This is a genomic window from Skermanella sp. TT6 (genome assembly GCF_016653635.2).
Classification (GTDB): domain Bacteria; phylum Pseudomonadota; class Alphaproteobacteria; order Azospirillales; family Azospirillaceae; genus Skermanella; species Skermanella cutis.
This window is the reverse complement of record NZ_CP067420.1, coordinates 1,745,190-1,768,452: the sequence shown is the minus strand read 5'-3', so window position 1 is coordinate 1,768,452 and position 23,263 is coordinate 1,745,190. Positions and strand designations below refer to the sequence as shown.

Below are 23,263 nucleotides of genomic sequence, written 5' to 3'. Positions count from 1 at the left end.
GCATCACCGGGAGGCTGGACGATGGGCAGCACGGATTTCGCTGAAAGGCGCCGGATCATGGTGGAACGCGACATCGCGCCCCGGGGGATCGACGACGCCGGCGTGATCGCCGCCCTGGGCCGGGTCCCGCGGGAACTCTTCGTCCCCGAGTACCTGGCGGACCTCGCCTACGACGATTCGCCGCTGCCGATCGAGCAGGGCCAGACGATCTCGCAGCCCTTCGTCGTCGCCCTGATGATGCAGGCGGCGGGGCTGGTTCCCGGCGCCAGGGTGCTGGAGATCGGAACCGGGTCCGGCTACTCGGCGGCCGCGCTGGCGGCGATGGGATGCGAGGTCTATTCGATCGACCGGCACGCCTCCCTGGTGGAGGCCGCCCGGACGCGGCTCGATCGGGCGGGCTATCCGGGCGTCCATCTTCGGGCCGGCGACGGGACCCTCGGCTGGCCGGAGGCGGCGCCGTTCGACGCCGTCATCGTGACCGCCGGCGGACCGGGCCTGCCCGAGCCCCTGTCCCGCCAGCTGAAGGTCGGCGGGCGGATGATCATGCCGGCCGGCGCGGAGGCCGGCGGCCAGCGGCTGATCCGGCAGCGGCGGACCGGAGAGGACGAATTCATCCAGGAGGATCTCGGCCGGGTCGCCTTCGTGCCGCTGATCGGCGCCCATGGCTGGCCGGAACCGACCCGCACCGAGACGAGGCGCCGCTCCCCGGCCTTGCCCCCCGACGCGGCGGAACGGGTCCGCGATGCCGCCGAACCGCTGCCCGATGCGGACGACGCGCGGTTCGGGGGCCGTTCGACCGGATCGCCGACGCCAGGGTCGTGCTGCTGGGCGAGGCGACCCACGGCACCTCCGAATTCCACCGCGCCCGCGCGCGGATCACCGAAAGGCTGATCGCCCGGCACGGCTTCACCGTCGTGGCGGTCGAAGCCGACTGGCCCGACGCCGAGCAGATCGACCGGTATGTTCGCGATCGGCCGCCGGTCGATCGGGACGGAGCGGCCTTCTCGCGGTTTCCCGACTGGATGTGGCGGAACGAGGAGGTGGCGGGCTTCGTCGATTGGCTGCGCCGCCATAACGACGGGATCGAGGATTCGCGGCGGCGGGTCGGCTTCCATGGCCTGGACCTTTATGGCCTCGACGGGTCGATCGCCGCCGTCCTGGATCATCTGGACAGGGTCGACCCGGAGGCCGCGGCGGTCGCGCGGGAGCGGTACGGCTGCCTGGCGCCGTGGCGGCAAGCGCCGGAAACCTATGGCCGCGCGGCGCTGGCCGGCGGGTTCGCCAGTTGCGAGAAGGCGGCGGTGGACATGCTCCGCGACCTGCTCGACCGGCGGCTCTCGCGCGGGACCGCCGGCGGCGAAGGCTGGCTGGACGCGGAGCAGAACGCCCGCCTGATCGCCTCGGCCGAAGAATATTACCGCACGCTGTACATGGGAGCGACCAACAGCTGGAACCTGCGCGATCGCCACATGTTCGAGACGCTCCGGTCGGTCATGGAGGCCCGCGGCCCGGGGACCAAGGCGGTGGTGTGGGCCCACAATGCCCATGCCGGGAATAGCGCGGCCACCGAGATGGGCCGCCGGGGACAGGTCAACCTGGGAATGCTGTGCCGCGAGGCGTTCGGAACCGAGGCGGCCCTCGTCGGGTTCGGGACCGACCGCGGGACGGTGGCCGCGGCGTCGCGGTGGGACGGCCCGATGGAGGTGATGGAGGTGCCGCCGGCGCATCCCGACAGCTACGAGCACCTGTGTGCCCTCGCCGGCAAGCCGCGCTTCCTGCTCGACCTGCGGCCCGGACGGAACGAGACCCTGGTCGAGGAGCTGAGGCGGTTCCGGCCGGAGCGGGCGATCGGCGCGGTTTACCGCCCCGCGGCCGAGCGGGAGAACCACTATTTCCAGGCCTCCCTGCCCGGCCAGTTCGACCTTTACGTCTGGTTCGACCGGACCGCCGCGATCCGGCCGCTGGCGCCTACTGCACCGCTGCCTGGCCGAACAGGAAGTTGGGCAGGAACAGCGACACCCACGGCACGTAGGTGATGATGATCAGGAAGGCGAACAGGATGCCCAGCCAGGGCAGCGCCGCCCTGACCACCTGCATGATGCTCATGTCCGTGATGCCGGCCGTCACGAACAGGTTCAGGCCGACCGGCGGGGTCACCATGCCGATCTCCATGTTCACCACCATGATGATGCCGAGATGGATCGGATCGATGCCGAGCTGGGTCGCGATCGGGAACAGGATCGGCGCCAGGATCAGGATGATGGCCGACGGCTCCATGAAGTTGCCGGCGACCAGCAGGATGATGTTGACGACGATCAGGAATTGCCAGGGCTCCAGTCCCGCTTCCGAGATGCTGCGCGCGATGTTCTGGGGGATCTGCTCGGTCGTCAGAACATGGGCGAACAGGAAGGCGTTGGCGATGATGAACAGCAGCATGATGGTCACGCGGCCGCTGTCCACCAGGACCTTGGGCACGTCCTTGAAGCCCATGTCGCGGTAGATGAACAGGGCGGCGACGAAACCGTAGACCGCGGCGACCGCCGCCGCCTCCGTCGGCGTGAACACGCCGCCATAGATGCCGCCCAGGATGATGACGATCAGCAGCAGGCCCCAGATCGCCTCCTTGCCGGCCCGCCCGAGTTCGGCCAGCGAGGCGCGCGGCTGGCGCGGCAGGTTCTTGTAGCGGGCGACGACGTAGATGGCGCCCATCAGCATCAGGCCGAGCAGCAACCCGGGGATCACGCCGGCCATGAACAGGCGCCCGATCGAGCTTTCGGTCGCGGCGGCATAGACGACCATCACGATGGACGGCGGGATCAGGATGCCCAGCGTGCCGGAGTTGCAGATGACGCCGGCCGCGAACTCCTTGGTGTAGCCGGTCCGCACCATGCCGGCGATCACGATCGAGCCGACCGCGACCACGGTCGCCGGGCTGGAGCCCGACACGGCGGCGAACAGCATGCAGGCCAGCACCGAGGCGATCGCGAGGCCGCCGTGCAGGTGGCCGACCGCCGCGATGGCGAAATTGATCATGCGCCGGGCGACGCCGCCCGTGGTCATGAAGGACCCCGCCAGGATGAAGAACGGGATCGCCAGGAGCGTGTACTGCTCGAAGGTCTGGAAGAACTTCAGTGACAGCGAGGCCATGCTGTCGTTGGCGAACAGCAGGATGGTCAGCAGCGACGACAGGCCCAGCGAGATCGCGATCGGCATGCCCAGCAGCATGAAGACGAACAGCGTGACGAAGAGAAACAAGGTGGTCATCGCGACGTCCTGTCCAGTCCCGGGTTGCCGCCGGTGAGTCCCTGTTCCTTCAGGACGTCGGCCGCCTCGTCCGCGAGTTCGAAGCCCGAGCGCCGGCCCGTCAGGATCGCGTAAGCCTCCTGGGCGAGCCGAAGGCCCAGCAGCCCGAAGCCGATCGGCAGGATGACGGTGAGCATCCAGCGCTCGACCGGGATGTCCTCCGCCTCGATGCCAAGGCGCATCAGCCGGCTGATATAGCCGTAGGAACCCCAGGCCATGATGCCCGCGTAGAGCAGGCAGAAGCCGATCGCGACGAGGCCGACCCAGCGGCGCAGGCCGGCGGGAAGGCTCTTGACCAGCAGGTCGATGCCGATATGGGCGTGGACCCGGACGCCGTAGGAGATGCCGAACAGCACCATCCAGGCGAACATGTAGTTGGTCGCCTCGACGCCCCAGATGATGCCGGAGTTGAACCCGTAGCGCAGGACGACCTGCGCGAAGGTCAGGATCGTCATGCCGGCCAGGAGAAGGGCTATGAAGCCCTCCTCCAGATGATTGATCAGTCGGGTCACGATCCCTCTTCCCGTTTAGGCCTTCCCGTTCAGGCTTGTCCGCGGGACCCCGTCGCCGGGGTCCCGGAGGAACGTCACTTGGCGGCGTTGGAAGCGCTCGCGGCCTTGATCAGGTCGGCCCCGATGTCCTTCTCGAAGGTCGCCCAGACGGGAGCCATGGCCTTGCGCCAGGCTTCCGTCTCCTCCTTGGAGAGCTTGATGATCTCCGAGCTGCCGCTCTCGGCGATCCGCTGCCGGTCGCGCTGGTTCAGGTCCTCGGCCATCTTGTTCACCTCGACCGTCACCTCGTTCAGGATCTTCTCCAGCTCGGTCCGGACGTCGGTGGGCAGTTCGGTCCAGAAGTCGGTGTTGGCGACGACCATGTAGTCGAGCGCGCCATGGTTGCTCTCGGTGATGTACTTCTGGACCTCGTAGAACTTCTGCGAGTAGATGTTCGACCAGGTGTTTTCCTGCCCGTCGATCGCGCCGGTCTGGAGCGCCTGGTACACCTCCGCGAAGGCCATCTTCTGCGGGTTGGCGTTCAGCGCCTTGAACTGCTCCAGCAGCACGTCGGAAGCCTGGATGCGGAACTTGCGGCCGGCGGCGTCCTCGGGCTTGCGCAGCGGGTTGTTGGCCGAAAGCTGCTTCATGCCGTTGTGCCAGTAGGCCAGCCCGATGAAGCCCTTCTTCTCCATCGAGGTCAGCAGCTTCTTGCCCTCGGGGCTGGCCTGGAAGCGGTCCACCGCGGCGATGTCGTCGAACAGGAACGGCAGGTCGAAGACCTGGAGCTGCTTGGTGTACTTGTCGAACTTGGACAGCGAGGGGGCGATGAGCTGGACGTCGCCGAGGGCCAGCGCCTCCATCTCCTTCGCGTCGCCGAACAGCTGGGAGTTCGGATAGACCTCCACCTTGACCTTGTCGTCGCCAAGCCGCTCCTTGACGAGCTTCTGGAACATCAGCGCGCCCTGGCCTTTGGGCGTGCTGTCGGCTACCACGTGGCTGAACTTGATGGTTACCGGCTTGGCAAAAGCGGTTCCGGCGGCGAGAATGCCGGCAAGGGCGATGGCGGTAGCGAAGAGACGCATGAACTTTCCTCCGAAGGAGATTTTCTTCGATATTCTGCGAATAGGGGTAATGGAGCGGGCAGCGGTTTGCAAGCAATGTGTTTGACCGGCCGGCGGGCGCCTCGCTTGCTCGCAATGGCTGCAATCCTGGCATTCGCCACGATCGGGGGAGCCGAGGCCGCGGACCGCGACCACTTACCCGGGATACTCGGACGCGACGACCGCACCCCGCTGGACAATCAGGACTGGCCTTGGGCCGCGATAGGACGGGTCAACCGGACGATCGGCGGGTTCTGCACCGGAACGCTGATCGGTCCGCGCCACGTGCTGACCGCGGCGCACTGCCTGTTCAACAGGCGCACGGGGCGCCTGATCGGCGCCGGCGACATCCACTTCCTGGCGGGGTACCGGCGTGGCAGTTATCTGTCGCATTCCGTGGGCCGAAGGATCCTCGTGGCGGCCGGATACGATTACCGCGCCCCGTTCGAGGCCGCCAACCTGGGAGCCGACTGGGCCATCCTCGAACTGGCCGAGCCCATGGCCATCAGGCCGGTCCCGATCCGGAAGGAGCCGCTGCCGTCGGGGGTCGAACTGGTCCGCGCCGGCTATGGCCAGGACCGTGCCCATCTGCTGTCGATCCACGACGGCTGCGCGCCCCGCCCGGGCTCCTCCCCGCCGGGCCTGCTGATGCATACCTGCGACGCCACCCATGGCGACAGCGGGTCGCCCCTGCTAATGCGCGGCCCGGAGGGGCCGGCCATCGTCGGCCTGGACGTGGCGGCGGGGCGGCTAGGCGGCACGCTCGCGGGGCTTGCCGTCCCGGCCACCAGCTTCCATACCTTCGCCTCCGCCACGCTCTCGGGCTCCGGCGGGAACGAAGAACCATAACCAACGAGGGGGACACGCCGCCATGGCGCCACGGATAGACTATTTCTTCACGCCCATCTCGCCCTGGGTCTTCCTGGGATCGGAGCGGTTCCACGCGATAGCCCGCGCGGCGGGAGCCGAGGTCGCCTACCGGCCGGTCGATTTCGGCCGCATCTTTCCGGCGTCCGGCGGGCTTCCCCTGCCGAAGCGCGCGCCCCAGCGGCAGGCCTACCGGCTGACCGAATTGAAGCGCTGGTCGGAGCATCTGGGCGTCCCGCTGATCCCGCAGCCGTCCAACTTCCCGCAGCCCGACGAGCTGGCCGCGCTGACCCTGATCGCGGCGGACCGGGCGGGCGCCGACATGGCGGCGCTCTGCACCGCGTTCGGCCGCGCGGTCTGGATCGAGGACCGCGTCCTGTCGGCGCCGGAGACCTTGGCCGACATCCTGTCGCGGCACGGCGCCTCGCCCGACCTGATCGACCGGGCGCAGTCGGACGAGGTGCGCGCCCTCAGGGACACCTACACCGAGCAGGCGCTGTCGACCGGCGTGTTCGGGGCGCCGACCTACGTGGTGGACGGGGAACTGTTCTGGGGCCAGGACAGGCTGGATTTCCTGGAGCGGAAACTCTCCCGCTCCTGAGGCGGGAAGCTACCCGTGCACAGGGCCCGACCCCGGGGGCGGGCCCTGTCCGGGGCGGGCAAGTCAGGCGGCCATGGGGCGGTACTGGTTCTCGATCGTCTCGATGCCGGCGCGGAATTGGGCAAGCGCTGCCTCCGCATGCACCTTGACCAAAAACCAAGCATCCTCGGAGGCGCGCCGCGCGTCCTCCAGCCGGGCCTGGCAACGGTTGCGCAGACCGCGCAGTTCATCGAGCGAGCGCTCCAGAAGGAACTTCTGATCACCCTGCACCCGCTCGGCGACGGCGCGCAGATTGTCCAGTCGTTCGGTCAAGGCCTTCATTTCAAGCGACGAAGCCGATTCGAACCGATCCCTGCTCCGATGTTTCATGAGACCCTCCCAACTACACTCCTCATCGGTCCATCACCTGCATGATCCGGGCCATCCCTCTCCCCGCGCCGCGGTCGTTGATCGCCGCCTTGGTTGCGCCTGATATCAACCATCCCGGCGCCCCTGTATTCCACGCCTGTTCCGCGCCTTGCCCGCCGGTTCCGGTCCCCGGGGCCGGCAGGGACGACTCTTGACCGCAAGATTGTTTCTCGGACCAACCGTTACAAGTCCCTTTAGGGCTGGCAACAGATCACAATAATAACTTAACTGCTTTTTTCTGACGCCGATCAGAACTCGTTGCCGAAAGCCAATAACGGATCAATACTAAAGTAATGATCAAGCTTCAAGCCCACCTCCAAAGATTGCTGCATCGCACAAAACGAGGTTGAGTATGGCCGTATTCTCACTGCAGGACTTCGACGGACATGAGCAGGTAGTTTGCGCATCCGATCCCGACTCGGGATTGAAGGCGATCATCGCCGTCCATGACACCGCCCGCGGCCCCGCCCTGGGCGGTTGCCGCATGTGGAACTATGCCAGCGAGGATCTCGCCATCCACGACGTGCTGCGCCTGTCCCGCGGCATGACCTACAAGAACGCCCTGGCCGACCTCCCCTTCGGCGGCGGCAAGTCGGTGATCATCGGCGACTCCCGCGCGGACAAGACGCCCGAACTGATGGCCGCCATGGGCAGGGCGGTCGAACGCCTGGCCGGCCGCTACATCATCGCCGAGGATGTCGGGACCTCGGTCGAGGACATGGCCACGGTCCGGAGCGTCACGCGGCACGTGGCCGGACTGCGCGACGGCAGCGGCGACCCCTCCCCCGCTACGGCGCGCGGGGTCTTCATGGGCATCCGGGCCGCGGCGGATTACCGGCTGAGGCGCAACAGCCTGGACGGGCTCCGGGTCAACGTCCAGGGCCTGGGCCATGTCGGCTGGGACCTGTGCCGGCAACTCGCCGGGGAAGGCGCCCGGCTGGCCGTCAGCGACATCCGCCGCGACACCGTCGAGCGGGCGGTCGAGGCCTTCGGGGCCACTCCGGTAGATGCGGAGCAGATCTACGACGTGGAGGCCGACGTCTTCGCCCCGTGCGCGCTGGGCGCGGTGATCGACGACGACACCCTTCCCCGCCTGAAGGTCGCGGTGGTGGCCGGATCGGCCAACAACCAGCTCGCCGAGAGCCGCCACGGAACCGGGCTGGCCCGGCGCGGCATCCTCTACGCGCCCGACTTCGTCATCAATGCCGGCGGCGTCATAAACATCAGTTACGAATTCGGCCGGAACGGCCAGGGCTATGACCGCGCGGCGGCATTCGCCCATGTGGACCGGATACACGATACGTTGCTGAGGATCTTCCAGAGGGCCGATGCGGAAGGGATTCCGACAAACATCGCCGCCGACCGGATCGCGGAGGAACGTTTCCGCCCGTCAAGGGTTGCATAGGCTCGCGAGGCGCACCATGGCGCGGCCGTGATGCGGCTTGGACCGGCGGCAGATCGAGCGGTGAGGAGCTATTCGGCCGCGATGGCGGCTTCTTCGGGAACGGAAGCGGAGCAGGTATTCGCGCAGGCCAGCGTATTGCGATGATCCGTCACCATCTGGCGCACATAGGGGACGCATTTCCCGCACTGCGGCTTGCACCCCATGCAGGTGAAGAACCCCGCGGCAGAGCAAACGCCGTCGGTGAGAGCTTGCTTGACCTTCTTCTCGGTAAATCCGTGGCAGATGCAGACATACATGATCGTTTGAACCCAGCCGATGATGCTCCAATGGTTAGAGCAGTTGAGAATGAGTGTCAATCGCTTAGTTGATCGTAATCCGCCGTGGTCGAGATCGCCGCACCTGCTTAAATCATAAGCGTGTCTTGAATGAACACATCGCTAACGCGAAGCATGAAAAAGGTCGGTGAATAAGGCCTGGAGCAAAAGTGACATAAGGGAGGTCCGACGAGCCATGAGGAAAATTGTCGCGGCGGCGGCGCTGTCGTCCGCCCTCGTTTTCTCCGGGACCGTCCATGCGCAGGGCGATCCCGGGAAAGTCGCCATCTCGATTTCCTGCGGCTCGGTCGGCATCGAATTCCAGGTCTGCAGGACCGGCGTCGAAGCCTGGGCCAAGGCGACCGGCCACCGGGTCCAGCTCGTCTCCACCCCGAACGACAGCAACGAGCGGCTGGCCCTCTACCAGCAGCTGCTGGCCGCGAAATCCGGCGACATCGACGTCTTCCAGATCGACGTCGTCTGGCCCGGCATCCTCGCCAACCACCTGATCGACCTGCGCGAGCACATCGACCCGAAGATGCTCGACCAGCATTTCGAGGCGATCGTGAGGAACGACATCGTCGACGACCGGCTGGTCGCCATGCCCTGGTTCACCGACGCCGGCCTGTTCTATTACCGCAAGGACCTGCTGGAGAAGTACGGCCGGCCGCTGCCGACCACATGGCAGGAGATGACGGAGACCGCCCGGATCATCCAGGAGGGCGAGCGGGCCGCCGGCAATGACCGGATGTGGGGTTTCGTCTTCCAGGGCCGCGCGTTCGAGGGACTGACGGTCAACGCGCTGGAATGGCTGGACAGCTTCAACGCCGGGACGATCGTCGACGAGGACGGCGAGATCACGGTGAACAACCCGCGCGCCGCCGACGCCCTGACGCTGGCGGCCTCCTGGGTCAACGACATAGCGCCGCAGGGCGTGATCAACTACAGCGAGGAGGAGGGCCGCGGCGTCTTCCAGTCCGGCAACGCCGTCTTCATGCGCAACTGGCCCTATGCCTGGCCGCTGCTGAACGCGGAGGACAGCCCCGTGCGCGGCAAGGTGGCGGTAGGCCAGCTTCCCAAAGGCGGGCCGGACGGCAAGCACACCGCCACGCTGGGGGGCTGGCAGCTGGCCGTCTCCAAGTATTCGCAGCATCCGGAGGTCGCGGCCGACCTCGTCCGCTATCTGACCAGCCTGGAGGAGCAGAAGCGCCGGGCCGTGGTCGGCGGTTTCAACCCGACCATCGACGCCCTGTACAAGGACGAGGAGGTGCTGGCCGCCAACCCGTTCTTCGGAGACCTGTACGAGGTCTTCGTCAACGCGGTGGCGCGGCCGTCGCGGGTGACCGGCGTGCGCTACAACCAGGTCTCGGCGGAGTTCTGGAACGCGGTCCACGCGACGCTGTCCGGCCAGACCGACGCGAAGACAAGCCTGGCGGACCTGGAGCGGACGCTCGACCGGGTCAGCCGCGGCGGCCGGTGGTAGGAGGCGAGGATGACGACCGTATACGACGCGGGACGGGCCACGAATCCTGCGGCGCGCGGCGGAGCCGCTTCCTCCCGGGACTCCCTGCTGACCCGCCGCCGCCGCCGGGCGGCCTGGCTGTTCCTGGCGCCGATGATCCTGGTCTTGGCGCTGGTCGCGGGATGGCCGCTGCTGCGGACGATCTATTTCTCCTTTACCGACGCGACGCTGTACGACCTCGAATACCACGAGTTCATCGGCCTGCTGAATTTCTACTATTTGGCGATCGACCCGCACTGGTGGCGCGCGGTCTGGAACACGGTATTCTTCGCCGTGGTTTCGGTGAGCATCGAGACGGTGCTGGGCATGATCATCGCGCTGACGCTGAACGCGCACATGCCGGGCCGCGGCCTGCTGCGGGCGGCGATGCTGATCCCGTGGGCGATCCCGACGGTGGTGTCGGCCCAGATGTGGGGCTGGATGTACCATGACCTCTACGGCGTGATCAACGAGATCTTCCTGTTCCTCGGGCTGATCGACCAGCCGCGCGCCTGGATCGCGGACCCCGCCCTGTCCATGTATGCCGTCATCGCCGTGGACGTCTGGAAGACCACGCCCTTCATGACGCTGCTGATCCTGGCGGCGCTCCAGCTGCTCCCCGGCGAGGTCTACGAGGCCGCCCGGGTGGACGGGATCAACCCGGTCAAGGTCTTCTTCAAGGTGACCCTGCCGCTGATCAAGCCGGCGCTGATGGTGGCGATCATCTTCCGCACGCTGGACGCGCTGCGCATCTTCGACCTGATGTACGTGCTGACCGGCAACAGCCGGGCGACCGCATCCATGTCGGTCTATGCGCGCCAGCAGCTGGTGGATTTCCAGGACGTCGGCTACGGCTCCGCCGCCTCCACCTTCCTGTTCCTGATCATCGCGGCCTTCACCGTCATCTACATCACCGTCGGCAAGGTGAATTTCGACCAGGGAGGCAAGTGAGCCATGCGCAGCCGCAAGATCGTCGGCCGGGTGCTGTTCTACGTCCTGGTCGCCTTCATCGTCGTCTACACGGTGTTCCCGTTCTACTGGGCGATCGTCTCGTCGCTGAAGGCGGGCTCCGGGCTGTTCCAGGTGGAGTTCTGGCCGTCCAACCCCGCCTGGGACAATTATGTCGGCGTGTTCCAGGGGCAGCCGTTCGGCCGCAACATCCTGAACTCGGTCATCGTGGCGGTGTCGGTGGTCGTGCTGTCGCTGTTCATCGCCGTCACCGCCTCCTACTCGCTCGGCCGGGTCCAGTTCCGCGGGCGCACCACCCTGCTGCTGGTCGTGCTCAGCGTCTCCATGTTCCCGCAGGTCGCCGTGCTGTCCGGCATGTTCGAGCTGATCCGGTGGCTCGGCCTCTACAACAACCTGCTGGGGCTGATCCTGTCCTACATGATCTTCACCCTGCCCTTCACGGTCTGGGTGCTGACCACCTTCATGCGGGAGCTGCCCAAGGAGCTGGAGGAGGCCGCGATCGTGGACGGGGCGAGCTCCTGGGTGGTGATCACCCGGGTCTTCCTGCCGCTGATGGGGCCGGCGCTCGCCACCACCGGCCTGCTCGCCTTCATCGCGGCCTGGAACGAGTTCCTGTTCGCCCTGTCCTTCACCCTGTCCAACGAGATGCGCACCGTCCCGGTCGCCATCGCGCTGATCACCGGCACCAGCCAGTTCGAGCTGCCCTGGGGCAACATCATGGCGGCGTCGGTGATCGTCACGGTGCCGTTGCTTGTGCTTGTCATGATCTTCCAGCGAAAGATCGTCTCCGGCCTGACCGCCGGCGCGGTGAAGGGCTGACGAGGCGATGCGGGGAGGGAACGGGCCATGACGGAATGGTGGCGCGGCGGGGTGATCTACCAGATCTATCCGCGCAGCTTCAGGGACAGCGACGGCGACGGGATCGGCGACCTGCGCGGCATCGCCGAGAAGCTGGACCATGTCGCCGGGCTGGGGGTGGACGGGATCTGGCTGTGCCCCTTCTTCAAGTCGCCGATGAAGGATTTCGGCTACGACGTGGAGGACTACCGCGCCGTCGATCCCATGTTCGGCACGCTGGAGGATTTCGACCATCTGCTGGCCCGCGCCCACGATCTGGGCCTGCGCGTCATCATCGACATGGTGCTCAGCCACACCTCCGACCTGCACCCGTGGTTCCTGGAAAGCCGGGAGTCGCGCGACAATCCGCGGGCGGACTGGTACGTCTGGGCGGACGCCAGGCCGGACGGGACCCCGCCGAACAACTGGCTGTCGGTGTTCGGCGGCTCCGCCTGGGCGTGGGAGCCCCGGCGCAACCAGTATTACCTGCATAATTTCCTGACCAGCCAGCCCGACCTGAACCTGCATGACGGCCTGGTCCAGGACGCCGTGCTGGACGCCTGCCGGTTCTGGCTGGATCGGGGCGTGGACGGCTTCCGGCTGGATACCGCCAACTTCTACATGCACGACCCGGAACTGCGCGACAACCCGCCCCGGCCGAGCGGGTCCGGCGCGCTGGAGGGCGTCGCCTCGGTCAATCCCTACGGCATGCAGCGGCACGTCTACGACAAGTCGCGGCCGGAAAACCTGGCGTTCCTGCGCCGGCTGCGCGCCCTGATGGACCGCTATCCCGGCACCATGACCGTCGCCGAGGTGCATGACGACGACAGCACCATGCGGAGCGCCGAGTATGTCGGCTCCCCCGACCTGCTGCACACCGCCTACGGCTTCACGCTGCTGACCGAGCGGTTCGGCGCCGGGGTGATCCGGGGGGCGCTGGAGTCCTTCGAGCGGCAGCCCGGCCGGGGCTGGCCGGCCTGGGCGTTCGGCAACCACGACGTGATCCGGCCGGTCACCCGCTGGGGCAAGGGAGAGGGCGGCGACGGTTTCGCCAAGCTGCTGGTCGCCCTGCTCTGCTCGGTCCGCGGCACCGCCTTCCTGTACGAGGGGGAGGAGCTGGGCCTGCCCGAGGCCGACGTGCCTTACGGGAAGATCCAGGACCCCTACGGCCTGCCGTTCTATCCCCGGTACAAGGGCCGTGACGGCTGCCGCACGCCGATGCCCTGGCGGCACGACCATCCGGCCGGAGGATTCACCGACGGCACGGCCGAGCCCTGGCTTCCGGTGGCGGAGGAGCATCTGCGCCGCGCGGTGTCGGTCCAGCACGGCGATCCCGGCAGCGTGCTGAACTTCACCCGCGGCTTTCTGCGCTGGCGGCGGGAGCACCCGGCGCTGGTGACCGGCGACATCCGCTTCCTCGACGCGCCGGAGCCGGTGATCGCCTTCGTCCGGAGCGGCGGCGGCGAGGAGGTGCTGGCGGCCTTCAACCTGGGCGGGGAACCGGCGGCGATCGAGGCGCCGGGCGGGGTGGAGGCTCTGTCCGGCCATGGGCTTGACGGCACCCTGGACGGAGGGAGGATCCGGCTGCCGGGGCACGGCGCCTTCCTGGGGCGCCTATCGGGGACCGACAATAACACGACGGGAGGGTAATCCGCCTATGGCCGACGTCACGCTGCGCGACGTGCGCAAATCCTTCGGGGGCCTGGAGATCATCCATGGTGTCGATCTCGACATCAAGGACAACGAGTTCACCGTGTTCGTCGGCCCCTCGGGCTGCGGCAAGTCCACCCTGCTGCGCCTGATCGCGGGGCTGGAGGACATCACCAGCGGCGAGATGACCATCGACGGCGTCCGTGTCAACGACCTGCCGCCCAAGGAGCGCGGCATCTCCATGGTGTTCCAGAGCTACGCGCTCTACCCGCACATGACCGTGTACGACAACATGGCGTTCGGCCTGAAGCTGGCCAATTCCGGCAAGGACGCGATCGACGCCAAGGTGCGGGAGGCGGCCCGCATCCTCCAGATCGAGAACCTGCTGACCCGCAAGCCGCGCGAGCTGTCCGGCGGCCAGCGCCAGCGGGTCGCGATCGGGCGCGCGATCGTGCGGGAGCCCAAGGTCTTCCTGTTCGACGAGCCGCTGTCCAACCTGGACGCGGCGCTTCGGGTGCAGATGCGGATCGAGCTGGCGAAGCTGAAGGAGGATTTGAACGCCACGATGGTCTATGTCACCCACGACCAAGTCGAGGCCATGACGCTGGCCAACAAGATCGTCGTGCTCCGGGCCGGGCACGTGGAGCAGGTCGGCTCCCCGCTGGAACTGTACCACCACCCGCGCAACCTGTTCGTCGCGGGCTTCATCGGCAGCCCGAAGATGAACTTCATCGAGACCGCGGCGACCGGGATCGACCGCGACAGCGCCACGGTCCAGCTTCCGGGCGGCGGCACCCTGACGGTCCCCGCCCGATCGGCCGGCCTGGCGCCCGGCGCCCCGGTCACGCTGGGCGTCCGTCCGGAGCATCTGGTCGCGGGGGACCCCGGAAGTGGCGGGGGCGACGCCGTGATGGACGGCAAGGTCTTCGTGGTCGAGCGGCTGGGCGGCGAGACCTATTGCCATGTCAGGACGGCGGACGGCCAGTCGATCGTGCTGCGCACCGGCGGAGAGGACACCGTCCGCCCCGGCGAGCAGATCCGCATCGGCATCCCCGCCGGGGCCTGCCACCTGTTCGACCGCGACGGCATCGCCCTGGACCGGCTGGAACGCCACCCCATGGCCGACCAGGAGATGCCCCGGCACGCGCATGCGTAAGGCGGAGGGGCATTGGGAGCAAGGGAGGTTATCGTCGCCGCTCCAGCCCTGGAAGGCGAGGCGTAGGCGCCGACATGAGCTCCTTCATGATCATGACCGGACTTGATCCACGGCTGTCCGGCACGGTGATTGCCTTGCGCTACAAAAGGGTTAATCTCAGGTAAAATTAGTCCATTTTCGTCATGGCCGGACTTGATCCGGCCATCTTTCACGGGAAGCATCGGAGCCTCCGTGCCTTGAGATCCGCGGGTCAAGCCCGCGGATGACGAACCGGAAGAGAAAACGATCGTTAGTAACGTTCCCAATGGTTGAATAGCAAACAACGTGCCGGACAGCCGTGGACTTGATCCGGTCATCCCCGCGCGAACTTCCTTCCGCCGGTTTGCGCGTGGATGCGCGGGTCAAGCCCGCGCATGAAGGGACATGAAGGGATCAGAGGTTCGCAGACGGAGAACATTTTCCAACACCGCGATCGTGGTGCCCGGCAGCCGAGGAAGAGCCCTTCGGAACGATTGATCGCGGCGGGCGGCTGGGCTATGCGGGGTCATCGCCCGTCAGGAGCTTGGAGCACCGTGCAAGACCCGTCACCGCAGGCCGAAACCCCGGGCGAGCCGCTGGGCATGACCGGATACCTGGCGCCCGAAGGGTATGTGGACGAGCTGATGGCCGAGCTGGGGGACGTCGCCGAGGTGCATGACCGGCTGGTCTTCGCGCCCGGTCCGGCGCGGCCGGTGAGCTGGGTGGAGAATGTCTGGTACGACCCGGTGCGGCTGCCGGTCGCGTCGATCAAGTCGGCGGCGCGGGAGCTGCGGGGCATCCAGCGGAACTGGGCGCTGTGGCCCGGGCTCCACAACGGGCGGGCCAAGCTGATCCAGGACCAGCTTCCCCATATGTCGGCCAAGCCGCTGGTCTTCCCCTCCCCGGCCCCGACGGCGCCGCTGGGGTCGTGGATGATGGAAAGCGCGACGTCGCTGATCGCGGCGGCCCGCTGCTCCAGCCCGTTCCGCCACGGCGCGGTCGAGTTCGTCGAGAACAGGACCGTGCCGCCGACCCGGGCCTACCTGAAGCTGTGGGAAGCGCTGACCCTGGCCGGCAGCATGCCGGGTCCCGGGTCGGTGGCGATGGACCTGGGCTCCTGCCCCGGCGGCTGGACCTGGGTGCTGCACGAGCTGGGCGCCCGGGTCATCAGCGTGGACAAGGCGCCGCTGGCGCCGCACATCGCGGCGCTGCCGCGGGTCGATTACCGCCGGCAGAGCGCCTTCGCCCTGACCCCGTCGGAGATCGGGCCGGTGGACTGGCTGTGCTCGGACGTGATCTGCTATCCGGAGCGCCTGCTGCGGCTGGTCCGCGAGTGGGTGGACAGCGGCCTGTGCCGCAACTTCATCTGCACCATCAAGTTCCAGGGGCCGACCGACCATGCGGCGACGCGGGAGTTCGCGTCGATCCCGGGCAGCCGCGTCGTCCACCTGCACCACAACAAGCATGAGCTGACCTGGATGCTGGTCAGTGCATGACGCCGTCCCACACCCATTCCGCCACGGTCAGCTCGGCCTGCCGGGGTATGGCGCCGGGATGATGGTAGCGGAAGACCGCCAGCGCCGCCTCGAAGGCGTAGCGTTCCGGCTGGCCGCAGCGGCGCAGTTCGCTGTAGGCGCGCCGGACGGCGGGACGGCAGCAGGACAGGTCGTCGCCGCAGATCGATAGGGTCTTGGAAGGTTTGTCGCTCATCGCTCGCTCCGCCGGGATCGGGTGCTGGGCCTGGTCATTTCGCGCCGTGCCGCGCGGAGCCTTCCAGCGGCACGCCGTAGAGTTCGAGCCGGTGGCCGAGAAGCTCGTATCCCAGTTCCCCGGCGATACGCTGCTTGATCGCTTCCAGCTCGTCGCAATTGAACTCGACCACCTCGCCCGACTGGACGTCGATCAGATGATGGTGGTGCTCGTCGCGCGCCTCCTCGAAGCGGGCGCGGCCGTCGCCGAAATCGAGCCGCTCGATGACGCCGGCATCCTCCAGCAGCCGCACGGTGCGGTAGACCGTGGCGATGCTGATCCGGTCGTCGATGTCCGCCGCCCGCTTGAAGACCTGCTCGACGTCGGGATGGTCCGTCGCGACCGACAGCACGCGCGAGATGACGCGCCGCTGCTCGGTCATCTTCAGTCCCTTCTCGACGCAGATCTGCTCAAGGCGCGACAGCATGCAGGCTTCGTTCTTCGGGGCTCTCGTCATGATCCATCCATGCCGTCACACCGCCCGGCCACCAGGAGGTGATAGACCGAGGCATGGCTTAAATCATAGGCCCAGATCGGGGCGGCGCGCCAGTCCGTGTACCCGTGGTTGCCCGTGCGACCGATTCCCGCACTGCACCGGAAGCCGCGATCCCTTCCGGTCAGCCGAACAGGGCGTCGATCGCGGACTGGTTCAACGGATGCGGCGGCTCCTCCTCCTCGGGCTCGGCGGCCGCGGCGGGCGGGCTTTTCCGGGCCGGAGCGGGGGGAGCGTCGGGGTTCCCGCCCAGGGCGGCGGCCACCGCGGGCGGAGCGGTCGCCAGTCCTGCCATGAGGTCGTCCACCTCGTTCTGGCGGATGCCGTCCAGGGAGGGGCCGTGGAGCAGATGCGCGTCCGGCCGGGTGTCCGCCGGCTCGCGCGGCACGTCCTCCGCCCGGATGTTGTCCACGCCCCAGATGGAGATCATGGAACCGATGCGCTGCTCGATATAGCGCAGCACGTTGATGACCTTGGTCGTCCGCTGGCCGGTCAGGTCCTGGAACGAGCAGGCGGTGAAGATCTCCATCACCTCGCCCTCGATCCGGGAATGGAGCTCCGCCGCGTCGCCGCCTTCCCGAAGCTTGCCGATCATGTCGAGGATGCGCTCGGCCGAGGTCAGGATGTCCGAGGAGGCGCGCTCGGTCGAGACGATGATCGCGTCCAGCTCGTTGGTGGCGGTGGAGAAGCGGTCGCTGCCGTCCTCGGTCGGGCGCAGGGCCGCGATCTCCCGCCGGGCATGGGAAATGGTGGCGCTCATGTCCTGAAGCTCGTGGCGCAGGACCTGGACGCGGTTGACCATGTTGTTGGCGTCGGCCTGCTGCTTCCAGAGATCGCGCAGGTCCGCGACCAGCGACCGGACCTCATCCGCGACGCCGGTCTGGGCGCGCCGGGTGTGCTCGCGCAGGAACAGGCGCCCCCGCGGCGTCCGCGAGATGAACTCCTCGATCTGCTGGAAATCGCCCTCGGGCAGATGCCCACCTTCAGTCATGACCATCCTCCAGGCCCATCGACCGCTTCCGCAGCCGGTCGAACAGGTCAGTTCATAAAGCTCCTACCCGAAGAGGTAATCAATAATCTCCAGGGTGTCGCAAGTGGAAATCTTCCTGGCCCGCGTGTGAAGACGGTCTTTCCGCATAGGCATCGGCCACAGGTCCGGTCCGGCCTCGGCGGGCGCCCCGCGCCCGTTTCGGTCGCAGTTTCAGCGTTTTTTAATCGAGCCCCATTAGGTTGCAGAATCGTACGCTGCATGCGGGGTTCGACGGGTGCTGGAACTGGATCTGAGGGTTGAGCGCCAGAGCGCGGCTCTGGGCGCGCTGGCACGGCACGACTGTTTCGTCCGAGCCGATCTGGCCGTCTGCCTGCGCCGGATCAACCGCGTCGCGGCCGAGACGCTGGAAGTCGCCCGGTCCAGCATATGGCTGCTGAACGAAGACGGCACGTCCCTGGTCTGCGCCGACCATTACGACGCGTCGAGCACCGTGGACGGTACCGGGCAGATCCTGGAGCGGGCCGAGTTTCCCCATTACTTCCAGGCGATCCTGGAAGACCGCGTGATCGCGGCATCCGACGCCCAGAGCGATCCCCGGACCTGCGAGTTCACGGAGAACTACCTGATCCCGCTCGGAATCGCCTCCATGCTGGACGCGCCGATCCTGTTCGGCGGGCGCACCGTGGGCGTGCTGTGCATCGAGCATATCGGCCTGCCGCGCGGCTGGCCGCGCGACGAGCAGGTCTTCACCGCCTCGCTCGGGGATTTCGTGGCGATGGCGCTGGCCGCCGAGGAGCGGACCCGTGCCGAGTCGGCCCTGCGCCGGGCCGAGGAACGCTACCGCGGCATCTTCGAGAATGCGATCGAGGGGCTTTTCCAGATGTGCCCGGACGGACGCTTCACCGACGTCAACCCGGCGATGGCGCGCATGCTGGGCTTCGCCGACGCCGCCGGCTTCCTGGCGGCGCGCGGCCCGGTCGGAGCGCCGCTCTTCGTCGATCCCAGCCGCCGGGCGGAGCTGATGCGGCTGGTCGATGCCCAGGACCGGGTGGTCGGCTTCGAGGCGGAGTTGTACCGCCGCGACGGCCCGGTGATCTGGGGCGGCTTCAGCATCCGGACGGTGCGCGGCGCGGACGGCCGGATCCTGCGCCTGGAGGGATCGCTGGAGGACGTGACGCTGCGCCGCCGGGCCGAGGACCAGCTTGCCCACGTGGCGCTCCATGACGGGCTGACCAACCTGCCCAACCGCGCGCTTTTCATGGACCGGCTGGCCCAGAGCCTGGCCCGCGCCCGGCTCTCGAAGGTCGGGACGACGGCGGTCGTGCTGCTCGACGTGGACCGGTTCAGCCTGATCAACGACAGCCTGGGCCACGCCGCCGGCGACCGGCTGCTGATCGACCTGGCATGCCGGCTGTCCGCGCGCCTGCGTCCGGGGAACACCCTGGCCCGGCTGGCCGGGGACGAGTTCGCCGTGCTGGCGGAGGGGCTGGCGGACCGGGACGCGGCGCTGGAGCTCGCGGAGTCCCTGAGGTCGTCCGTCGCCGGGCCGTTCGTCGACGCGACCGACCAGGAGCTGTTCGCCTCGGCGAGCGCCGGCGTCTGCTTCGACGTGGGCGGAAGCCAGGGTCCGGACGACATGGTGAGGCACGCGGGCACCGCGCTGCACCAGGCCAAGGCCCAGGGACGCGCCCGCTGCCTGGCCTTCACCGACGACATGCGGACGGAACCGCTGCTGACGCTGAAGCTCCAGAGCGACATGCGGCGCGCGATCGAGCGGGACGAGTTCCTGCTCTATTACCAGCCGATCCTGTCGCTGCCGGATCGCCGGCTGACCGGGTTCGAGGCGCTGATCCGCTGGAACCACGCCCAGCGGGGGCTGATCCCGCCGGCGACCTTCATCCCCATCGCGGAGGAAAACGGCCTGATGACCGACCTCGGCGACTGGGTGACCAACGCGGCCTGCCGGCAGATGCGGGCCTGGCAAGACCGCGTCGGCGCCCCGGTGCCGCTGTCGCTCAGCATCAACGTGGCGCCCACGCAGCTGATCCACCCCGAAGCCTTTCCGCTGCTGGACCGCGCCGTCGCGGCGAGCGGCGTCGACATCGGCAGGATCAAGCTGGAAGTCACCGAGACGGCGCTGGCCGGCGACGCCGAGTTGCTCCCGCAACGGTTGCGGGCGCTAAGGGAGCGCGGCTTCCGGATCCTGATCGACGATTTCGGGACCGGCTATTCGTCGCTCAGCCGCCTCCACCGGTTCCCGATCGACGGGCTCAAGATCGACCAGAGCTTCGTCAAGCCGATGCTCTACGATCCCGACAGCGCGGCCATCGTCCGGACCATCGTGGCGCTGGGAAAGGCGCTGGAGCTGGACCTGTTCGCCGAAGGCGTCGAGGACGAGGGAACGGCGGCGGAACTGGGCCGCATGCAGTGCGACTTCGCCCAGGGCTACCTGTTCGCCCGGCCGCTACCGGTGGATGCCGCCGACGGGCTGGTGGAGGACCTGATGGAGGAGCTGGCGGGAAAGCCCGCGGACCGTCCGGTCCGGACGCTCAACCCAGCCTGACCGCCGTGCCGTTGATGCTGACCATCAGCATCCCGTTCTCCTTGCCGAGCACCTCGTAGTCGAGGTCCACCGCGACCACCGCGTCGGCGCCCAGGCGTCGGGCGGCATCCTGGAGGTCCGCCATGGCATGCTCGCGCGCGTCCTTCAGGGCGTTCTGGTAGCCGCCCGACCGGCCGCCGACGATGTCGCGGATGCCCGCGAAGAAATCCCGGAAGACGTTGACGCCGATGATCGCCTCGCCCGTGACGACGCCCAGGTATTCGACGACGCGACGGCCCTCGACTTGATCGGTAGTGGTAATGATCATCGTGAGTTCCTCCGCAGTTTCATGTGAATGGCCCCCGGCCGGTCCGTCCGACCGAAAGGATCGGGGGCAATCTCCGGAACACCCGGACGCCGAGTAAAGATCCGGGAGCCTCAATTGGGCGAGACATTTTGACGCTGCGTCATCGCCCCGGCTAGCCCGATTGCGGCAACACGGTACTAATCTCAATATCCCTAGAAAAGTTGTGGTTTGGCGCCGCATCTCGGCTGGGGACGTCGAGGATAACGGTACCCGCCCCGCCGAGGGATCCAAGGGTTCCGGGCACTGCCGCGGACAGCGGCCGTCGCCTCGCCGCAGATGTGCCCAACGGAGGAGACCCACTCTCATGAACCAAAAGCAGCAGGGGCCGAAGCCGGGAGACAGGCTGCTGACGACCGCCACCCGCCTGTTCTGCCGTCACGGAATCAACGCGACCGGAATCGACAGGATCCTGGCGGAAGCCGGCGTCGCCAAGATGACTCTGTACAACCAGTTCGGCTCGAAGGAAGGGCTCGTCTTCGCCGTCCTCGAGCGCGAGGGCGAAGCTTGGCGCCAGTGGTTCCAGAAGGCCGTCGAGGAGCTTCCCGGCTCTCCCGCGGACAAGCTGGTGGGGATCTTCGGCGTGCTGGAGAACTGGTTCAAGCGGGACGGCTTCTACGGCTGCGCCTTCATCAACGCGGTGGCGGAGCACAACAAGGAGGACCCGCGCATCCGTGCGCTGGCCCAGGCGCACAAGAAGAAGGTCCTGACGGTGATCCGCGGGCTCGCCGACCAGGCCGGCGTGCTGGACCCGGAATCCCTGACCGACGCGATCGGCATGCTGGTCGACGGCGCGATCATCGCCGCCGTCATAACCGGCACTTCCGAGCATGCGCGGCGCGGGGCCGACGCGACCCGCATGCTCCTCGCGTCGCAGATGCTGGGCAACAAGGCGCCGGCGAGCCACGCCCACGCCGCTTAGGCGCCTGTCCGCGCACCCCGGGCGGCGAGACGCCGCCGCTTCCGGAAACGGCTACTGGCCGGCGGCGGTGGACCCGTCGCCGAGCCAAGCCTCGGCGGCGGGATGGAGCGGGATCGACAGGCCGCTCTCCGCCCGTCCGCGGGAGATCAGCGCCCCCGCGGCGCTGCCCGCCGCCAGGAAGTCGATATCCTTGAACACGGTGTCCAGCAGGGTGGTCACCTCGACGTCCGGCATGTCCCGGCGCGACACCAGCAGGGCGGTCACCGCGACGGTGGGGACCGGCTCCGTCTGCCGGGGATAGGTTCCGGCCGGCAGGGTCAGCGGCACCAGGTTGCCGTCGGAACCGGCCAGTTCCTGGATGGCGTTCCGGTCAAGGGGCAGGAACCTGATTCCGCGTTCGGCCGAAAGCCGCTGGAACAGCCGGGCCGGCGCGTTGATGACGCTTACCAGGGCGTCGATGTTTCCGGCCACCAGCGCCTCGACCGCCCGGCTCGGCCCCATTTCGGTCACCTCCGCGAAGTCGTCCGGGGCGAGCCCGTGCGCCTCCAGGACGGACCGGGCGGTCAGCAGCGACCCGGAGCGCGGAAGCCCCAGGTCGATCCGCTTGCCGCGCAGATCGGCGACCGTCCCGATCTCCGCGTCGGCCCGGACCACGATGTGGACCGGTTCGGGGAACAGGCTGGCCAGCGCCCGGAGTTCGGGATTCGGCCCGGCCCCCTCGAACAGGGAGCCTCCCCGGGCGGCCATGGCCGCGATGTCGTTCTGGGCCAGCGCCACGTCGGCCGACCCGTCCTGGATCAGGCGCAGGTTCTCGACGCTGCCGTCGGTCGCGACCCCTGACGCGCGCACGCCGTCGGCCGAGATCGACGCGGCGACGGTCCGGGCTATCAGGTCGTATTCGCCCCCTTCCGGCCCGCCCGCGACGATGAAGGCGCGCTGGAGCCGGTCGAGCCGCAGCGTGATCTGACGGTACGCCCCGTCCAGCTCCTCGGTGATGATCTCCCGGGCCTGCCGGGCATCATCGGTAGGCGGGCCTTCGAACAGGGCCATGATCTGGTCCACCAGCCCGCGGGCGATGGCCGGCGGTCCCGTATTGTCCAGGGGCGGCGCCTCGCCGACCGGCGCCTGCGCGACCACGACCGGCCGCCAGTCGCCGTTCGTCCGCTCGAACCCGACGGAACCGCTGACCTCCACCGTGTCGCCGGCCTCGTTGCCGTCGCGCCGGATGCCCTTCAGCCCGTGCTCGGTGGCGCCGAGCAGGTTGGCCAGCGCCGACACGTTCAGCGCTTCCCAGTCGCCGAAGGAATAGTCGCGGAGCACCCGCAGGTCCGCGTTGTAGTAGACGATCCTCCGCTCGGCGCCGCCGGCGTCGGCCGGCAGGGGGCCGCTGCCGACCCGGTTGAAGTCGGCGATCTCGAACATCGGATCGGGGAAGGTGGTTTCGAGCGCGGACTGGAGCGCGTCGCGGACCGCCGCCTCGTCCGGCACCTTCTCGCAGGCGGCCAGGAAACCCAGCGCCGCGACGAGCACCAGGAGCCGCGCCGGCATGCGGAACAGCCTGTCGATCATGGCGCATCCT

At 67.9% G+C, this 23,263-nt stretch carries 23 protein-coding genes; 13 read left to right on the top strand and 10 right to left on the bottom strand.

Features of this window, described 5'->3' with window-relative positions:
* Positions 1–21 precede the first annotated feature (21 nt).
* Both IGS68_RS08245 and IGS68_RS08240 read left to right on the top strand, forming a co-directional pair.
* On the top strand, positions 22–891 hold the full coding sequence (locus tag IGS68_RS08245; protein WP_201078834.1) for a protein-L-isoaspartate(D-aspartate) O-methyltransferase: 870 nt from the start codon (positions 22–24) through the stop codon (positions 889–891).
* The gene (locus IGS68_RS08240) at positions 819–2,036 is read left to right on the top strand and encodes an erythromycin esterase family protein (RefSeq protein WP_201078832.1); all 1,218 of its coding nucleotides are present in this window, start codon (positions 819–821) and stop codon (positions 2,034–2,036) included. Before IGS68_RS08245 ends, IGS68_RS08240 begins: the two co-directional genes overlap by 73 nt.
* Here IGS68_RS08240 and IGS68_RS08235 read toward each other — a convergent pair.
* The 3 genes from IGS68_RS08235 to IGS68_RS08225 all read right to left on the bottom strand — a co-directional run bounded on the left by IGS68_RS08235 (position 1,969) and on the right by IGS68_RS08225 (position 4,879).
* Positions 1,969–3,264, bottom strand: coding sequence for a TRAP transporter large permease (locus tag IGS68_RS08235; RefSeq protein WP_201078830.1), 1,296 nt, complete (start codon positions 3,262–3,264; stop codon positions 1,969–1,971). The genes IGS68_RS08240 and IGS68_RS08235 overlap by 68 nt on opposite strands.
* The gene (locus tag IGS68_RS08230; RefSeq protein WP_247881231.1) at positions 3,261–3,815 is read right to left on the bottom strand and encodes a TRAP transporter small permease; all 555 of its coding nucleotides are present in this window, start codon (positions 3,813–3,815) and stop codon (positions 3,261–3,263) included. The genes IGS68_RS08235 and IGS68_RS08230 overlap by 4 nt, the downstream gene beginning before the upstream one ends.
* A 74-nt stretch (positions 3,816–3,889) precedes the next feature.
* Complete coding sequence (locus IGS68_RS08225; RefSeq protein WP_201078828.1) at positions 3,890–4,879, bottom strand: TRAP transporter substrate-binding protein; 990 nt, start codon at positions 4,877–4,879, stop codon at positions 3,890–3,892.
* 114 nt (positions 4,880–4,993) lie between these two features.
* Between IGS68_RS08225 and IGS68_RS08220 the strand changes: the two genes are divergently transcribed.
* The gene (locus IGS68_RS08220; protein ID WP_201078826.1) at positions 4,994–5,746 is read left to right on the top strand and encodes a trypsin-like serine peptidase; all 753 of its coding nucleotides are present in this window, start codon (positions 4,994–4,996) and stop codon (positions 5,744–5,746) included.
* A 22-nt stretch (positions 5,747–5,768) separates the two neighbouring features.
* The gene (locus IGS68_RS08215; RefSeq protein ID WP_201078824.1) at positions 5,769–6,365 is read left to right on the top strand and encodes a 2-hydroxychromene-2-carboxylate isomerase; all 597 of its coding nucleotides are present in this window, start codon (positions 5,769–5,771) and stop codon (positions 6,363–6,365) included.
* 63 nt (positions 6,366–6,428) lie between these two features.
* On the opposite strand, the gene IGS68_RS08210 is transcribed toward IGS68_RS08215, so the two are convergent.
* Positions 6,429–6,734, bottom strand: coding sequence for a sll1863 family stress response protein (locus tag IGS68_RS08210; protein WP_201078822.1), 306 nt, complete (start codon positions 6,732–6,734; stop codon positions 6,429–6,431).
* Positions 6,735–7,125: 391 nt separating this feature from the next.
* Here IGS68_RS08210 and IGS68_RS08205 point away from each other — a divergent pair, with 391 nt between their 5' ends.
* A complete protein-coding gene (locus tag IGS68_RS08205; protein WP_201078820.1) occupies positions 7,126–8,178 on the top strand; it encodes a Glu/Leu/Phe/Val family dehydrogenase in 1,053 nt (350 codons plus the stop codon).
* A 68-nt stretch (positions 8,179–8,246) separates the two neighbouring features.
* On the opposite strand, the gene IGS68_RS08200 is transcribed toward IGS68_RS08205, so the two are convergent.
* The gene (locus IGS68_RS08200; RefSeq protein ID WP_201078818.1) at positions 8,247–8,534 is read right to left on the bottom strand and encodes a (2Fe-2S)-binding protein; all 288 of its coding nucleotides are present in this window, start codon (positions 8,532–8,534) and stop codon (positions 8,247–8,249) included.
* A gap of 154 nt (positions 8,535–8,688) precedes the next feature.
* On the opposite strand from IGS68_RS08200, the gene IGS68_RS08195 reads away from it, so the two are divergent.
* The 6 genes from IGS68_RS08195 (at position 8,689) to IGS68_RS08170 (ending at position 16,119) form a co-directional block, all read left to right on the top strand.
* Entirely contained in the window at positions 8,689–9,975 is a 1,287-nt protein-coding gene (locus tag IGS68_RS08195) for an ABC transporter substrate-binding protein (RefSeq protein WP_201078816.1), read from the top strand.
* A gap of 9 nt (positions 9,976–9,984) precedes the next feature.
* Positions 9,985–10,944 carry a carbohydrate ABC transporter permease gene (locus tag IGS68_RS08190; protein ID WP_201078814.1) on the top strand — a complete coding sequence of 320 codons (960 nt, stop codon included), beginning with the start codon at positions 9,985–9,987 and terminating at the stop codon, positions 10,942–10,944.
* Positions 10,945–10,947: 3 nt separating this feature from the next.
* Positions 10,948–11,781: a carbohydrate ABC transporter permease gene (locus IGS68_RS08185; RefSeq protein WP_201078812.1), complete on the top strand. Its 834-nt coding sequence runs from the start codon at positions 10,948–10,950 to the stop codon at positions 11,779–11,781.
* Between the two features lie 27 nt (positions 11,782–11,808).
* Positions 11,809–13,449: an alpha-glucosidase family protein gene (locus IGS68_RS08180; RefSeq protein ID WP_201078810.1), complete on the top strand. Its 1,641-nt coding sequence runs from the start codon at positions 11,809–11,811 to the stop codon at positions 13,447–13,449.
* Positions 13,450–13,456: 7 nt separating this feature from the next.
* Complete coding sequence (locus tag IGS68_RS08175; protein WP_201078808.1) at positions 13,457–14,605, top strand: ABC transporter ATP-binding protein; 1,149 nt, start codon at positions 13,457–13,459, stop codon at positions 14,603–14,605.
* A gap of 620 nt (positions 14,606–15,225) precedes the next feature.
* Entirely contained in the window at positions 15,226–16,119 is an 894-nt protein-coding gene (locus tag IGS68_RS08170; RefSeq protein ID WP_247881357.1) for an SAM-dependent methyltransferase, read from the top strand.
* On the opposite strand, the gene IGS68_RS08165 is transcribed toward IGS68_RS08170, so the two are convergent.
* The 3 genes from IGS68_RS08165 to IGS68_RS08155 form a co-directional block, all read right to left on the bottom strand.
* On the bottom strand, positions 16,109–16,333 hold the full coding sequence (locus IGS68_RS08165) for a hypothetical protein (protein ID WP_201078804.1): 225 nt from the start codon (positions 16,331–16,333) through the stop codon (positions 16,109–16,111). The genes IGS68_RS08170 and IGS68_RS08165 overlap by 11 nt on opposite strands.
* Positions 16,334–16,367: 34 nt before the next feature.
* Positions 16,368–16,799 (bottom strand): Fur family transcriptional regulator, encoded by a 432-nt coding sequence (locus tag IGS68_RS08160; protein ID WP_201081190.1) that lies wholly within the window; start codon positions 16,797–16,799, stop codon positions 16,368–16,370.
* Positions 16,800–16,989: 190 nt separating this feature from the next.
* Entirely contained in the window at positions 16,990–17,856 is an 867-nt protein-coding gene (locus tag IGS68_RS08155) for a protein phosphatase CheZ (RefSeq protein ID WP_201078801.1), read from the bottom strand.
* 274 nt (positions 17,857–18,130) lie between these two features.
* Here IGS68_RS08155 and IGS68_RS08150 point away from each other — a divergent pair, with 274 nt between their 5' ends.
* Positions 18,131–20,419 (top strand): sensor domain-containing phosphodiesterase, encoded by a 2,289-nt coding sequence (locus IGS68_RS08150; RefSeq protein ID WP_201078800.1) that lies wholly within the window; start codon positions 18,131–18,133, stop codon positions 20,417–20,419.
* On the opposite strand, the gene IGS68_RS08145 is transcribed toward IGS68_RS08150, so the two are convergent.
* Positions 20,406–20,726 (bottom strand): heavy metal-binding domain-containing protein, encoded by a 321-nt coding sequence (locus IGS68_RS08145; protein ID WP_201078798.1) that lies wholly within the window; start codon positions 20,724–20,726, stop codon positions 20,406–20,408. The genes IGS68_RS08150 and IGS68_RS08145 overlap by 14 nt on opposite strands.
* 343 nt (positions 20,727–21,069) lie before the next feature.
* Here IGS68_RS08145 and IGS68_RS08140 point away from each other — a divergent pair, with 343 nt between their 5' ends.
* Complete coding sequence (locus tag IGS68_RS08140; protein ID WP_201078796.1) at positions 21,070–21,684, top strand: TetR/AcrR family transcriptional regulator; 615 nt, start codon at positions 21,070–21,072, stop codon at positions 21,682–21,684.
* A gap of 51 nt (positions 21,685–21,735) precedes the next feature.
* On the opposite strand, the gene IGS68_RS08135 is transcribed toward IGS68_RS08140, so the two are convergent.
* Positions 21,736–23,253, bottom strand: a complete 1,518-nt coding sequence (locus IGS68_RS08135; RefSeq protein ID WP_201078794.1) for a TAXI family TRAP transporter solute-binding subunit — start codon at positions 23,251–23,253, stop codon at positions 21,736–21,738.
* Positions 23,254–23,263 lie beyond the last annotated feature (10 nt).